Below are 14,547 nucleotides of genomic sequence, written 5' to 3'. Positions count from 1 at the left end.
AATAAAACGGGCAAAAAAATAGCCCCCAACCGGGAGCTACTTGATCAATCTAATAACGATGCTTTCTGCGCTTCAACAATATCAGCGATGCCTTTCTTGGCAACGGCCAGTAAATCCATCAGCTCTTCATGGCTAAACGGTTCACCCTCTGCGGTGCCTTGAATTTCAATCATCTTACCGTTTTCAGTCATCACCACATTCATATCAGTGTCGGCGGCAGAATCTTCCACGTATTCCAAATCACATAAAATGTTTTCACCCAAGATGCCAACTGAGACAGCAGCAACATGGCCTTTCATTGGATTCTTCTTCAATTTACCGCTAGCAACCAGATGAGCAAACGCATCCGCCAGTGCCACACTTGCGCCCGTAATTGATGCAGTGCGAGTACCGCCGTCCGCTTGAATAACGTCACAGTCAACCGTGATCATCACCTCTGGCATTGCCTCTAAATCCACCACAGCACGTAAGCTGCGAGCGATGAGACGTTGGATCTCCATGGTGCGGCCACCTTGTTTACCGTTGGTCGCTTCACGACGAGTCCGTGAATGGGTTGCACGTGGCAGCATGCCGTATTCGGCAGTAACCCAACCTTTACCCTGACCTTTCAACCAGCGAGGAACACCCTCTTCGACAGTGGCATTACACAATACTTTGGTATTACCAAATTCCACCAATACTGACCCTTCAGCATAAGCAGTGTAGTTGCGAGTGATTTTAATTGGGCGAATTTGATCGGCCGCGCGGTCATTTGGACGCATAGTGCATCTACCTTTTATCGGGTGAGACGGAATCGATTGGGGCGAGATTATAGCGGATTAGCCGCCTTGACGCTAGGTTGGTCACCCTTTGCATTGGCGTGAACCTAGTACACGCGTGAAGCTAGTGCTAACATATCTCTCGTTTGATATTTCATCTTCGTGAGCAAAGGACAAATCAATGATTTACAGCATGACCGCGTACGCGCGTAAAGAAGTTAAAGGTGATTGGGGTACCGCGGTATGGGAAATTCGCTCGGTAAACCAACGTTATCTTGAAACCTACTTCCGCCTGCCGGAACAATTTCGTGGTCTTGAGCCTGTACTGCGTGAACGCTTTCGCCAACGTTTAGCGCGCGGCAAAGTAGAATGTCACTTACGTTATGAAGCAAACCCTGCGGCTAAAAGTGAGCTGAATATCAATGAAGCACTCGCCAATCAAGTGATTAAAGCCGCCAACCAAGTAATGCACATGACGGGCGAGTTAAGCCGCATTAATCCATTTCAAATCATGCAGTGGCCCGGCGTAATGGAAACGCCAGAACAAGACATGGACAGCATTAATAAAGCCTTATTAGCAGGCTTTGATGACGCAATCATTGAATTCATTGACGCACGTGGCCGTGAAGGTGACAACATGAAGGCGTTAATCGAACAACGCCTGACGGCGATCAGTGAAGAAGTGGTAAAAGTGCGCGCACGCATGCCAGAAATCCTGCAATGGCAACGTGAACGTCTATTGACTAAGTTTGAAGAAGCAAAGATTGAGCTTGATGCAACGCGCGTCGAGCAAGAGCTGATTTTACTTGCACAAAAATCAGACGTTGCCGAAGAGTTAGACCGCCTCGATTCGCATGTCAAAGAAGCACGTAATGTGCTCAAAAAAGGCGGTTCATGCGGCCGTAAGCTCGATTTCATGATGCAAGAATTTAACCGCGAATCGAACACGTTAGCCTCGAAATCAATCAGCACCGACATCACGGCCTCCGGCGTCGAACTTAAGGTTCTGATTGAGCAAATGAGAGAGCAGATCCAAAACATAGAGTAACCTTCACCAGTGGTCAAAGACGGACTTAAAACCATTGTAAATCATTAAATTATGAAAAAATGACACTCATAACATCCATTGCAAACCTACTAAGTTTGGGTAGTTATGGGTAGTAGATTGGGGAGTATTTTCTCGCTATAGTTAGTTAAGCGAGACTGTACTCCCCAATTTTTTGAGGTCGAGAAATGGGCAATTTGCATGACAAAACCGTTAAAAAACTGATTAAGGAAAAATCATCCGTCCGACACTCCGATGGCGATGGACTGTATTTGATGACTCCCAAACGCGGGGATGCCTACTGGATGCTGCGCTACACCACACCAGCAACTAAGCTTCGGCGCGAGTACACTATCGGTAAAGTTGATGACTGGTCACTGGCCGATGCTCGTGATGAGGCCGCCAAGCTGAGGTTAGCGATCAAACGTGAAGGAGTTGATCCCGTCCAAGAACGCAAGAAAGTTAATCAGAATCCCTTTAAAACACTGAATGATTTGTATGCTGACTATCATCAGCTCCGCCAGCGACAAATTGCTACCCACGAAAAAGAAAAGAGCCTTTACGAACGAGAGGTGGCTTGGCGTATCGGTAAAGTCGAGCTAGATAAAATAAGACCACTCGACATCAGTGAAATCCTACGGGATATCGCTAATGGTTATGGTGATAAACCACCAAGACCAACCATATCTAACGACGTAATGCGTATGCTCAAGCGCATTTTTGATCATGGCATCAAGCTCGATGTTACTCAGTTCAACCCTGCAAGCCCTTTTCGACCCAAAGATGCAGGTGGGGAGGAACAAGCTGCAAACGACCCTATGACCGAAACCGAAGTCGTTGAGTTCTTTACCAAGCTCAGAGCGATCCCTGCGCAATTCAGTCGAGAGAACTATTTGGCTTGTGCTTTGTTGATTGCGACTTGTACTCGGAAAATGGAGTTATTGGCCGCACCATGGCATGAGTTTGATTTGCCAAATCGAGTGTGGCATCTGCCGAAAAAACGCACCAAGAAACGTCGCGCAATCGACATTCCTCTCAGTGATGCAGCCCTGTTGTGGTTGGAAGAGCTGAAGATCCGCAGTTGTGGTAGCGAATGGGTATTCCCAGCCAGACGAATAAGCAAAAAGGCACGTACCCCACATGTCTGCGAGAATACCTTAAACCATGCACTGAAGAAGTTGTTTGAACAGAACTTTTTCTCGTTTGAAAAGCGCCGGGTGCATGACCTAAGAGGCACTGCCAGAACCCGAATGGGTAAGATGAATATTCCTGACAATATAGCTCAACGATGCCTTAACCAAATTCCAGGTAACCGAACTGATGGTATCTATAACAAAGATGCTTATTTTGAGGAGCGCAAAGTGGCTCACAACATGCTTGGTGAGTGGCTGGCTCCAATTGTTAATGGCGATGGGGAAAATAAGATTGTCAATTTTGACACGGTTTTTAAATCACAATTTTCACGGCAATAATTGACGTGAAATTACAAACTTACAAACCCAAAATTCAAATTAGTTTGAAAAGTCTGAAAATCACGTCGATAATCAACGTGTATTTTCTTTTTTATAAACCAAAATGGGATCAGTTATGCTGAACACTGAAGCCAGACAGCAACTACAGAAACTGCTGCCGTTGGATATGATCGCCACCAAATCATGGCTGGAGACGCAAGGACTCAACCTGCATTTTCTGGACAATGCAGTCCGGAGCCAAACGCTGATCCCTGTCGCAGCTGGTGTTTACACTAGGCAAGAAGCGAAGCTATCCTGGAAAGGAATCGTTGCTTCGTTGCAACGCATGGCCGATGTCCCTGTCCATGTTGGAGGTCTGACAGCATTAGAGCTGGAAGGACTTGGCCATTACCTGTCCAAAGGAAACAAACCCAAGATTCACCTCTATTCTACTGAGATGCTGCCTAGATGGCTGGCTAGAATCGATGCGCCAGCACAATTTAAGTGGCATGGCACTCGTCGCCTATGGCCAGAGACGCTAATGCAAGACAACCAGTACCTGAGGCAAGATAGCTGGCAAGCATCTCTTCCTTCATTACATTATTCCTGTCCAGAGAAAGCCATTTTGGAGCTTTTAGCTATAGTGCCCAATACCATCAGCTTTGAACACGCTGACCAACTTATGCAAGGATTACACAACCTATCGCCTCGTAAGCTGAATTCCTTGCTGAAAGCCTGTAGCAGTATCAAAGCAAAGCGACTCTTTCTCTGGCTGGCAGGAAGACATCAACACGCTTGGCTTAAATACCTCACACCAGAACAGTATGCACTGGGCACTGGTAAACGACTGATCGCTAAAGGCGGCAAACTAGAGCCAACCTGGCAAATAACAGTGCCTAAGGATATGTGAAAACATGAATAGACAAAGCCACTACTACCGACAAGTGCAGCTACTACTCAGGATTATTCCTTTTGTTGCGCAGCACGACTGTTTCGCTCTCAAAGGTGGAACCGCTATCAATTTGTTCGTTCGTGACTTTCCTCGACTTTCGGTTGATATCGACTTAGTTTTTCTGCCCATGATGGAACGGAATGAAGCCCTGCAGACCATCAAGAGCAACCTAGATACCCTGGCCTCCACGATAACGGCTAACATCGACAATACTCGTGTTGTCCGCTCCTTCCTGGATAAATCAGATGCTCTGCGTTTATTGGTGGAGCGAGATAACGTTCAAATCAAAATTGAACTCTCCCCTGTACTACGCGGTACGGTTTACGACCCCCAAGTCATGCCAGTAAGTGGGGCTGTTGAAGATGAATTTGGTTTTGCAGAGATGCCAGTGGTGAATTTTGCCGATTTATACGCGGGGAAAATCTGTGCAGCACTGGATCGTCAACACCCGAGGGATCTTTTCGACGTCAAGCAACTACTTGATAACGAAGGACTCACCGATGAGCTTCGCAAAGCCTTATTGGTTTATATTATTAGCCACCCACGTCCTATTGCCGAACTACTTAGACCAAACTTCAAGGACATTTCAGGTGTTTATGAAGGAGAGTTTCGGAATATGGCCGATCAAGACATTCCCCAAGCGGAACTCGAAGCAACTCGCGAGCAGCTGGTGAGGCTCATAAACTCGTCTTTGACGCCTCAAGAGAGATCATTTTTACTATCTTTCAAAAATCGTTCCCCCGACTGGTCTCTTTTGGAGCTTTCAGGAATCGACCATTTACCTGCTGTTCGTTGGAAAATGCAAAACCTGGCCAAAATGAACCCAGAGAAACATTCAGAAGCTTACCATCGGCTTCAACAAATATTGACGATATAAAAGCCCCACCCTACACAGGACAGGGCTCTAACTTTACTCAAGCGGCTTTTCTCTGCTCAATCCACCACAGCAGATCTGAAAGCCGCCAAGCCACACAATGGGCGCTCAGCCTGACCCGTTGGGGGGCTAAGCCTTGCCGTTCCATCATCCACCACTGAGTGCGACTGACGCCAGTGATCATCTTACGGTCAGGCTCTCTGACCAGTCGCTCACACTGACCTGATTGACTGAGCACTTGAGTACGAACTTCTTCACTAGGCAAAACGAAGGTTTGTTCACTCATTACATTTTCCTCCGAAGACTAACTGGGAAAAGTGGGAAACTGGGATATAAACTGTGCTAGTCATCAATTTCCAGCTCCTGTATCCCCGCAAAAACTCGGTCTGGCAAGAGTGCAAAAAAACGTCTCGATCTGCCATTTACCGTAAGCTTTAACGTTGCACGTTCGGGCTCGTTGGTAGTTAGCCATCCTCGTTGGAGTAAAGGCATTACCTCGCGCATATACTGCCCTGGCATTTCCAACTGGCGCAAAAACTGGCTTTTATCGATGAGCCATTGCCGCTCGCCATTTACATCTCTGGAATATCCGATCAATGAAGCAGTATTCTGATGACCGATAGGAGATAGAGCCTTTTCCCATTTTGGCAGCAAGACTTTTAAGCGGGCCAAGACCTGATGTTCCTCTGTGTTCATGACGTGGCCACGAGCTGCTAACCACTGACCCAAGACTTGCTTCACAGAATCAATAGACTCTTCCTCATCCCAAGGCACCAAATAATTGCGCGAAGCTAAAGCAAGCGCAGTAGCGACCAGAGCAAAGCGTTGCAATACCCGAATCACTTGGGAAGACATACTACTGGTACGCCATTGATCAACCAGCCGCTGAATCTCTGATTTGGTATAATGAGCAAGCTCATAGGTTGATGTCAGCAGATTCATCCATTCGGGAAACAAGCTTCCGTAGTATCGGCTGGTCTGAGACTTCACATGATCGACAAACAATTGCGGACGTTGAAAGCGATGCAATACATCAAAAGCTCCGAACTGACCAAATACCGGGATTTCAACTAAACGAATCTGTTGACCGGCCTTAGGCCGCTTCCCAAGCGATTCAAATACCTCTGACAACCATATTTCACCAGTACTCAATGCCAACGTTCGCCAGTGGGATGGTTTTGCTAATCCCCCACTCTCTGTAGCCCGCAATTTACTGGTACCGGCGACAATATGATAAGTTGCAATATCAACATCCTCAGGACGCGCTAAGCCAATTTCATCAAGCCCCAGCATCATATCGTGTTGTTCAGCGGCAACAGCAGCCAAGCCATTGGCCGTCGAAATCCAACTGCGGACGAAAGATCTATCACTATAGACAGATGCTGCCAGTTCAAGCAGCGATGTCTTGCCAGTCGACGAAGGCCCTACCAAATGAAAAATACCATTCTCTACTGCGGCGGGATGCAGTAGCGGTGCAGACAGTGCCACGCCCACCACAAAAATCATCAGCGGATTTCCAACACATAAGGCCCCAACCTGAGACTGCCACTGTGATAAAGTACCGGCGCGTTTAAGCATCGACTCATTGAGCTGACCCGCGTAATAGTATGGTTCTGAGTTTGTACCAACGCACCAATCCTGAGTGACATAAACACTGTCATGCCATCCTGTTGAATCGACACAAATTCCCGCAGGGGCTTTTAGAATCTCTTGCAGCAAATAGCGCTGCAAACGCGACCAGCTTTGTGGATAGGGCTCTAACCAATAGCCAGAATCAATCAGGGCGTCCCTAATCAAGCGAGACTGGTCACCATGTAATACCCGGTTGAATACTATGTCCTGTAGCAAAACGCCATCCATGTTGCGCCACTGGATTAACGCACCAAACCCATGCTTCTTGGATTGCTTTCGAGTTCTGGCGATTACTTTTATCCACCCACCTACAACTTGGCGTTCTTCTTTTTCCAGACATTCAAGGTGAGTCTCTGTAAGATGAAATCCCATTCTTACCTCCCGCCAATTAGAGCTCAGCCATCCAGCGACGAACATCACTCGCTCTAAATCTGACGGCCTTACCTTCTGGATTGGGCTTAATAGGCTGAGGAAACTTGCCTGCTTTGACATAGCGGCGCAAAGTGGGCTGGGACAGTTTGGTTAGTGAACACACTTCTTCATACGTGAGTAGATTGTTCAGTAATGCGATATTCATATGTAGGTTTCTCCCATAACATCTTGATTTGTCATGAGCGATCATACCGTTCACCGAGTACAATCCTCGTCGCTGGAATTGTCCATTTTGGGCACATTGAGCGATATTTATCAGTGCTGCAAATACAGGAATGAGAACAAAGAATTAAAACATCGAATCACAAACCAGAATGTAAAAAATTGAATTTTAACGACTAAACCTAAACTGTTACATGTCACATTGTTCATTCGTGACATGTAACGCCAGAATTTTTATTCTAAACACTCACAGAACTGTTCAGAATATTCATGGAGAGCGCTATGGCTAAAACACTGAAACAAATGCTGGAAGAACAGCCTGAGCATATCGTTGCGGCAGCAAGAGAAAATGCATCATTGATACTGGCGGAGCTGGATAAGGGAAAACAGCCCGAAGAAGCAGGGAAAATGGATGGAAGTGATGAAAGTTAATCGTCACTAAAGGTCCGGAAGTCATAATCATAGCTTCCCAAAAGGCATTGTCTCTGTTGCCGACGCTTCGCTGGCGTTTCCCGAGCAATGCTATGCCACTGCTTGAACATCAACACGATAATCACTGAAGCGCTCAATCCTAACGCTGCTGGCCATTGAAAACACAGCAGAAAAAACCATGCGAACGCCATAAGCCTTGGAAAGCGCACGCACCAACCAAGCACATGCCAGAACCATACGACTAAGGGCAAACAAAGCAGAAACCAAGCAAAACTAGTATTGCCATACGCTGCTAATCCGATGACAAAAACCAGCATAAAGAAAATATTACTCAGGTGTTTCATCATCAGACCCTCTCTAAAACTTTCACATGTGAAAGTCAGCACGTTTAAATGAGTGTGACTACAGACTAACACCACATTGAAAAATGCAAGTTCCAGCCACTAATCGCCACCCTTGCCACCCTTGGAGTTCATCTTGTTGGCTCTGTAACTGTATAAACTCCAGACGAACACCAGCGTGAAAAACACCCAGAGCCCAAACATCCCCCATTCAAAAGCTGTCATCCTTTTTCCTCTCACAGTTAGTTCTCAATAAATCATGGTCCCGACACAGAGAAAAAACAATAACCGACTGAAAAATAATAACTTTGCTCCGTTAGAACATTTTACGAAAACACAAAGGACAACATTCCACACTGGAAAATATCTGATTATTCCCGCCCAATACCTAGCCAATAACTTTCCACATAACTATCTATCTGGAATGTTCCTCATCAAATTCCACATAAGTGGAATATCACGGCTAAATCATCGGCTGGAATAAATCGGCAGGGTTTCCTATCTATCTGGAATCTTAGTGCCAACATTCCCTCTGGATTACTGTCACTAATATTCCAAAGTAGAGTGACTTTATTCTTGCTATGGAATGATCTTGAAAAGCTTCCTATCTATCTGGAATTTCAGGGAAGAAATGATGACTCCAGCACTCATCGCTCATCAAACCAAAAATCCGTTCACAAGACTGAGCTTCATATGGGTCATCAAAAAGCCACCGAAAAGCCATCTCTCAGTGATAGGTGTTAACGAACGCAGGGCGGTGGCACCCGCCTTCCATCAAAAAGCGATCTGTTGGTAGCTTTTGAGTGCTATATCGAACTGACGCACAGCTTGGGAAATTGCTGGCCAATTGCTGGATAACGACATGGCCATCTGATAGTGCAAATCTTGTCGATTTGAATCGACTGCGTAGATGGTGACAGCAGACCTCTGGCAGCTTAGGTCTAATCCAACTCAATATCCAGTTACTGCAGATGTGGTTCTAAGGCTTCACAAATTGCTGTTTAGGCAACAAAATTTAACTTCAACTCGCAAAACACTATGCAAGCAGTGGTATGATCGAATCCAGTTCCTAAAGCCAGACAGTTAGTTCAAGGGGACGATCATGATGCGCTGCCATCTCGCCCGCATGATGGGCGAATACAAGATACGTATTGCTGACGTTGCCAGAGAGACAGAATTTAGCCGCGCTACGTAACTCTGGTCTATAAAGAGACGGCGCAAAAAATGGATCTGCATACCGTTGAAAAACGCTGCCTACTGTTTGAATGCCAGGTAGGTGCCCTACTTGAGCAGACATAACAATAAAATAAGGATGTTAGGCGATGACCATAAGTCAGATTGAGATACGAAACATCAAAGGCATTTCAAACGAATGCTTTAAGACGCAATTAAAAGCCTATAAACCCAATCTTTTGGTTGCACCTAATGGCTTTGGCAAGAGTTCGATCGCTACTGCTTTCTCGTCAATGAGTACAAAGCGAATAGATCTTGCTGAAAACGATCATCATAGAGGGGACGAAACTCTTGTGCCCGAACTGAGTATTACTGTTGACGGGCAGAAATTAAGTGCAGATAGAACGAAAAACGAGATTCGACAACAGTTTGATGTGCTTGTAATTAATAGCGGCCTGACCCCGAAAGCAAAAAAGCTTTTCAAGGGAGCAGTATCCTCCACCATTGAAGTGAAGCCCATAACAATCTGCAAAATTCCGGCGAAAACAGACTTTTCGTATAAACCTGCTGACGCTAGAGCCAACTTTGGTCAAAACGGAAAAATTTTGCCAAACATTGCCAACTTATTAAAAGATCCAAGACTTTTGGATGCAATTCAAGACGTCGACTTAACAAAGTTCACTCAAATTCGAATACAGACAGCAGTTCATGCTATTGCCGACAAGGTGAATAAACAAAATGGAAGTACAGCTGTCATATCACAATGGATATTGGATAACTGTATAAATGAACTAAGAGCAGTAGCTCTTTTAAATGGTATTTCTGATCAGTTAATCCAGAGTGGTACTGTTACTACTGAGGTCGAAGGCTTTTTTGCGGCTTACCAAATCGCCGCCCTACATGCTGCCGATCCTAAAACATTTTCCGCTGCGATAGACTGGCTATATTACGTTACAGTAAAAGCAAGGTATCAAGACTTACTGACCAACTTCAAAAGCTCTACTTGGCAATGGGCTAAGCTCGAAGAGACCAAGAAAAAGAAAGACTTAGTTATTGGTTTCCCCAAAGCACATCAATTATCCAACGGTCAACGTGACATAATTACGCTTGTTATTCAACTCCATAAAACCTTGTATGATGGCAGCAAGAAGCCTCTTATACTGGTTATTGACGAGGTATTTGACTACTTGGATGACGCCAATCTAGTAGCCTTCCAATACTACGTCACTTCAATTATTGAAGCGTATAAAGCACGTAATCAGGTAATCTACCCAATTATTCTGACACATCTTGATCCCGGCGTATTCTTTGATTTCTGCTTCAACAAACATAAGATCCAGATCAATTACTTGTCATCGAAACCCGTAGGTAAGTCCAAGGATATTTTAAGATTAGTTGAGTTCAGAGATTCTGAACAATATGAAGAGGTGGTGAAGCCAGTTAGGGATTATCTCGATAGGCACTGGTTCCATTTTCACCCAAAGACTCATGCAATTACTGATGAATGGCCCCATTTTTTACCCAAAGATTGGAGCAATTCGGATTTATTCAAAAATTATGTCAACAGCGAACTCGACAGATATCTGAACAATAAAAACTATGATTCAGTCGCTGTTTGCTTCGCTATGCGGCTCGCTATTGAGCATCTAGTCTATTGCTTATTGCCCAATACCGATTCCCAAGAGAGATTTATTTCAGAGCACGGAACATCAAACAAGTTGGATATAGCTTCTGGGGTTGGAATTGATATTCCGGAAAGCTATTTTTTACTTGGCTTAATTTACAACACCAATTTACATTGGAATCAAGGCCGTGACTATGTATCACCTCTAGTATCCAAACTGAGCCACCCTACAATTAGGCAGTTAATTGAACAGGTTGTAGCAGCAGCTGATAACCAAAGGAAACAACAATGAGTTATCAGGCAAAATTTACGGGATGGGATTCACTCACAATAGAAGATCTTCTAGTAGCATACAGAAAGGCCAAAGCCGACTGTTTCTTCGAGAATACCTTCCCCACGGCTATAAAGTTCGCTGAGTACGAGCAAGACTTATTAGCTAACTTAAATGAACTATTAACTCAATTAAAGAGAGACGCAAGTTTCGAAGATAACGGGACATTACTTGGGCATTTTCGATTGCTTCCAAAGAAACTCTCTACAAATAAAAAATCAGATACTACCGATAATGGTCATGTGCACTTCTCCAAGCCAGAGAGAGCAGTAGAAAGTCTGTTCAATAATTACGATATAGTCCCAGAATTCCGGATTGTGGGTGACTTTCCGGTAGATACCCACATAATTTCCGCACTGTGGATCAATATGATTGGTCACCAGTTTGACGCCAAGTTCAATGATAGCTGCTACGGAGCTAGACTAAAACGTATCCGTAATGATGAGTTATTCGCGGACCAGGATGAAAATCCATTCCACATTAGCTCAATTGGCTCATTTGTCCCTTATTTTCAACCCTATCAAAAATGGCGCAGCGACGGCCTAAATGCCATCAGGGACGAGCTAGAAAAAGACCGAGATATTATTGCCGTATCCCTCGATCTGAAATGTTATTACCACTTTATTGACCCTCTGGCGATTTCGCGCAAAGCTTTGTTTGAATCGCTTGATCTAAAACTGACCGATGAAGAAGAAGCATTCACAGAACAACTATCTAAATTCCTTAACAACTGGGCAGAAGGTGCTAAGGAATTTGGCAAAAATGTTGGTGGCCGAAAAGCCAAGATCAGTGGCGGCTTGGTGATTGGCCTGACGTGCAGTCGTATTATTTCTAACGCGTTACTGCACAAATGGGACAGGCTTGTTCTGGAAAAGTTGTCGCCTATTCATTACGGGCGCTACGTAGATGACATGTTTCTCGTGTTACGTGATACAGGTAAGATTTCCAATAGCCTAGATTTGATGAAACTGATTCAGGCTCGAATGGGTGAAAAGGTTATTTCGCAGAATGCCAAAAACAAAAAGGTTTGGGAAATAAACCAAGACGCCAGCATCCAAGGCGATTCAAAAATATCGCTTCAGTCTGACAAGCAAAAGTTATTTATATTGCAGGGGCGAGCAGGGCTCGATCTGCTGGATAGTATTGAAAAAGAGATATATGAGCTTTCTAGTGAACATCGCTTGATGCCGTCGCCAGACCAATTGGAGCATTCGACAGCAGCTAAAGTACTTTCCGCTGCAGGTAGTGTAGGCGAAAATGCCGATACATTGCGCAGAGCTGATGGCTTGACTATTCGCCGTTTAGGCTGGTCCCTACAATTACGCCACGTAGAAACCCTTGCGCGAGATTTACCACCTCATCAATGGAAAGAACAGCGCGAAGAGTTTTATCAGTTTGCTCATAATCATATCTTACGCGCAGATAATCTATTTGCTCATTTCAATTACTTGCCAAGACTACTTGGATTTGCGATCAGCATGAATGAGTGGGAGCAAGCTGAACAGATAGCAGTGAAGTCCTATCGAGCTATCGATACATTAGCCATCGAAGTTGGTAACGGTAAGCAAATTCGAATTAATGGTAGTGATGCCAAAGTATTAAAGGATCTCTGGGGCTACATCAAGGGAACCCTAACATGGCTATTTATCGATGCTGCGACCAGATACCATGATCCGAGCAAGCTATTTCTGGGTGAACGCTCGAGTAAGAAGAAGCGCTTAGCCGACCTTTTTCTTAATCAAATAGTGACCAACCTTTTTGATGTTAAGTCACTACTCAATCTTCACTTTGACGTAGCCGACTTCGCGACAAAAGCGCCTCTCGTTGCTTCAGCAGATCTAGCTAAAGAAGCCTATAAATACATTCTGAATAGCCAATCTGCTGAGAAACTGGTTGGCAAGCGTAATAGCAAGAAAGAAAAGCAGATCCTAAATTTTCTTGGCAGCTCAGGGCTGATCGATGTGGATACATTTGAGAAGTTTATCGACTCTACCCGCAAAACAAGATTGGGTAAGGTAATCAAAGGCCCCAGAAAAAATGATAGCTATCTGCCTTACCTATTCCCAACTCGACCATTGTCGCCGGCTGAAATATCCGAACTTGCTCCCGAGTGTGTAGGCTTGCCTTCGGCATCTGGAAAATCTCCGATTTATGGTCCAGCTGTTATCTGGGCTAAATACACCCAAGTGCTACGTGGAGTTTGGATAAAGCCCACCCTTCTGGCAGCTGAACAGGATGCTAACGACAAAAAATCAAAACAGCGCAAGAAATACCTGAGAATAGGAACTGATAGCAAAGAAAAAGTCATCGTTGCCTTAACCAACTTACGTACCGAAGACACCGACTGGGCCGCTACCGCCTGTAATAAGCCGAATTTAAGCCGTAATCGCTACCAGAAAATATCAAAGCTGGTTAACGATGCTTTGAAACTAAGCCCGAAGCCTGATTATGTTATTTTCCCTGAACTATCTATTCCTCTGCGCTGGCTGAACAGTATTGCTAGCAGACTCAGTGCTGCGGGTATCAGCCTGATAGCAGGAACCGAGTATCGACACAAAGATGGTAACAAAATCCTAAGTGAAGCAGCTCTGATCCTCGCAGATAACCGGCTTGGCTATCCAACCTTTGTCAAAGTATGGCAGCCAAAGCTTGAACCAGCAGTTGGCGAGGATAAAGAACTAACTGTGAAATATGGTAAGGAGTGGGATACACCAGAGAAAGCACTAAAGCCGATTTATATCCATAATGGCTTCAACTTTGGTGTAATGGTCTGTTCGGAACTGCAAAACAGCAAAGCACGCATTCGTTTCCAAGGCGCTGTTGATGCCCTTATGGTTCTTAGCTGGAATAGAGATCTAGATACATTTTCCTCTCTAATCGAATCCGCAGCATTAGACGTTCATGCCTACACCATACTGGTAAACAACCGAAAATACGGCGATAGCCGTGTCCGATCACCATCCAAAGAGAGCTTCCTGCGGGATATAGCTAGACTAAGAGGTGGAGACAATGACTTTGTGGTTGCAGCCACCTTGGATATTGGCGCACTCAGAGCATTTCAAAGTCGAGCAAAACGCTGGCCTGAAGAAGGTGATAAGTTTAAGCCTGTACCTGAGGGATTTCGAATATTAGGTGACAGGAGAAAACTGCCGCCCAAGTAGAGTCATGATGAAAAACTAAAGAGTGGCAATAAATTCCCAGTTTCCCACTTCTCCCAGTTTGTTATTATGGCTAGTAGCTTCCTAGAACTACCCAGTAATGAGATAGTCTTTATGGGTAGTAAATTGGGTAGTGAATATAATAAAAAAACCAACAAAACACATAAGGCATTGTTTTTATT

General features: G+C 44.8%; 12 protein-coding genes. 7 read left to right on the top strand and 5 right to left on the bottom strand.

Features of this window, described 5'->3' with window-relative positions; translation table 11 throughout:
• Positions 1 to 44 precede the first annotated feature (44 nt).
• On the bottom strand, positions 45 to 761 hold the full coding sequence (gene rph / locus AACU59_RS04995) for a ribonuclease PH (RefSeq protein WP_017042236.1): 717 nt from the start codon (positions 759 to 761) through the stop codon (positions 45 to 47).
• A 178-nt stretch (positions 762 to 939) separates the two neighbouring features.
• On the opposite strand from rph, the gene AACU59_RS04990 reads away from it, so the two are divergent.
• From AACU59_RS04990 to AACU59_RS04975, 4 genes are all read left to right on the top strand, one after another.
• Entirely contained in the window at positions 940 to 1,806 is an 867-nt protein-coding gene (locus AACU59_RS04990; RefSeq protein WP_013855720.1) for a YicC/YloC family endoribonuclease, read from the top strand.
• Between the two features lie 185 nt (positions 1,807 to 1,991).
• Positions 1,992 to 3,275: a tyrosine-type recombinase/integrase gene (locus AACU59_RS04985; protein WP_053037470.1), complete on the top strand. Its 1,284-nt coding sequence runs from the start codon at positions 1,992 to 1,994 to the stop codon at positions 3,273 to 3,275.
• Positions 3,276 to 3,390: 115 nt separating this feature from the next.
• A complete protein-coding gene (locus AACU59_RS04980; protein ID WP_046127239.1) occupies positions 3,391 to 4,164 on the top strand; it encodes a type IV toxin-antitoxin system AbiEi family antitoxin in 774 nt (257 codons plus the stop codon).
• Between the two features lie 4 nt (positions 4,165 to 4,168).
• Positions 4,169 to 5,083: a nucleotidyl transferase AbiEii/AbiGii toxin family protein gene (locus tag AACU59_RS04975; RefSeq protein WP_053037469.1), complete on the top strand. Its 915-nt coding sequence runs from the start codon at positions 4,169 to 4,171 to the stop codon at positions 5,081 to 5,083.
• Between the two features lie 37 nt (positions 5,084 to 5,120).
• Here AACU59_RS04975 and AACU59_RS04970 read toward each other — a convergent pair whose 3' ends face one another.
• Genes AACU59_RS04970 through AACU59_RS04960 form a run of 3 tightly spaced genes read right to left on the bottom strand, consistent with a single transcriptional unit; the run spans position 5,121 to position 7,289 of the window.
• Positions 5,121 to 5,366 carry a helix-turn-helix transcriptional regulator gene (locus AACU59_RS04970; RefSeq protein ID WP_029550504.1) on the bottom strand — a complete coding sequence of 82 codons (246 nt, stop codon included), beginning with the start codon at positions 5,364 to 5,366 and terminating at the stop codon, positions 5,121 to 5,123.
• A gap of 56 nt (positions 5,367 to 5,422) precedes the next feature.
• Positions 5,423 to 7,084, bottom strand: coding sequence for a DUF927 domain-containing protein (locus AACU59_RS04965; protein WP_094144877.1), 1,662 nt, complete (start codon positions 7,082 to 7,084; stop codon positions 5,423 to 5,425).
• A 16-nt stretch (positions 7,085 to 7,100) separates the two neighbouring features.
• The gene (locus AACU59_RS04960) at positions 7,101 to 7,289 is read right to left on the bottom strand and encodes a helix-turn-helix transcriptional regulator (RefSeq protein ID WP_041416689.1); all 189 of its coding nucleotides are present in this window, start codon (positions 7,287 to 7,289) and stop codon (positions 7,101 to 7,103) included.
• Positions 7,290 to 7,588: 299 nt separating this feature from the next.
• Between AACU59_RS04960 and AACU59_RS04955 the strand changes: the two genes are divergently transcribed.
• Positions 7,589 to 7,738, top strand: a complete 150-nt coding sequence (locus tag AACU59_RS04955) for a hypothetical protein (protein WP_168929840.1) — start codon at positions 7,589 to 7,591, stop codon at positions 7,736 to 7,738.
• Here the strand turns inward: AACU59_RS04955 and AACU59_RS04950 are convergent.
• On the bottom strand, positions 7,735 to 8,085 hold the full coding sequence (locus AACU59_RS04950) for a hypothetical protein (RefSeq protein ID WP_094144878.1): 351 nt from the start codon (positions 8,083 to 8,085) through the stop codon (positions 7,735 to 7,737). The two genes, AACU59_RS04955 and AACU59_RS04950, sit on opposite strands and share 4 nt — an antisense overlap.
• Positions 8,086 to 9,401: 1,316 nt before the next feature.
• Here AACU59_RS04950 and AACU59_RS04940 point away from each other — a divergent pair.
• Both AACU59_RS04940 and AACU59_RS04935 read left to right on the top strand, forming a co-directional pair.
• Complete coding sequence (locus tag AACU59_RS04940) at positions 9,402 to 11,168, top strand: hypothetical protein (RefSeq protein WP_094144880.1); 1,767 nt, start codon at positions 9,402 to 9,404, stop codon at positions 11,166 to 11,168.
• Complete coding sequence (locus AACU59_RS04935; RefSeq protein ID WP_094144881.1) at positions 11,165 to 14,368, top strand: hypothetical protein; 3,204 nt, start codon at positions 11,165 to 11,167, stop codon at positions 14,366 to 14,368. Before AACU59_RS04940 ends, AACU59_RS04935 begins: the two co-directional genes overlap by 4 nt.
• Positions 14,369 to 14,547: the final 179 nt, after the last annotated feature.

This window comes from Vibrio sp. V23_P3S9T160 (assembly GCF_963886625.1).
Lineage (GTDB): Bacteria > Pseudomonadota > Gammaproteobacteria > Enterobacterales > Vibrionaceae > Vibrio > Vibrio anguillarum.
The sequence above is the reverse complement of the archived record's forward strand: the minus strand, read 5'-3'. Positions and strand labels throughout refer to the sequence as shown.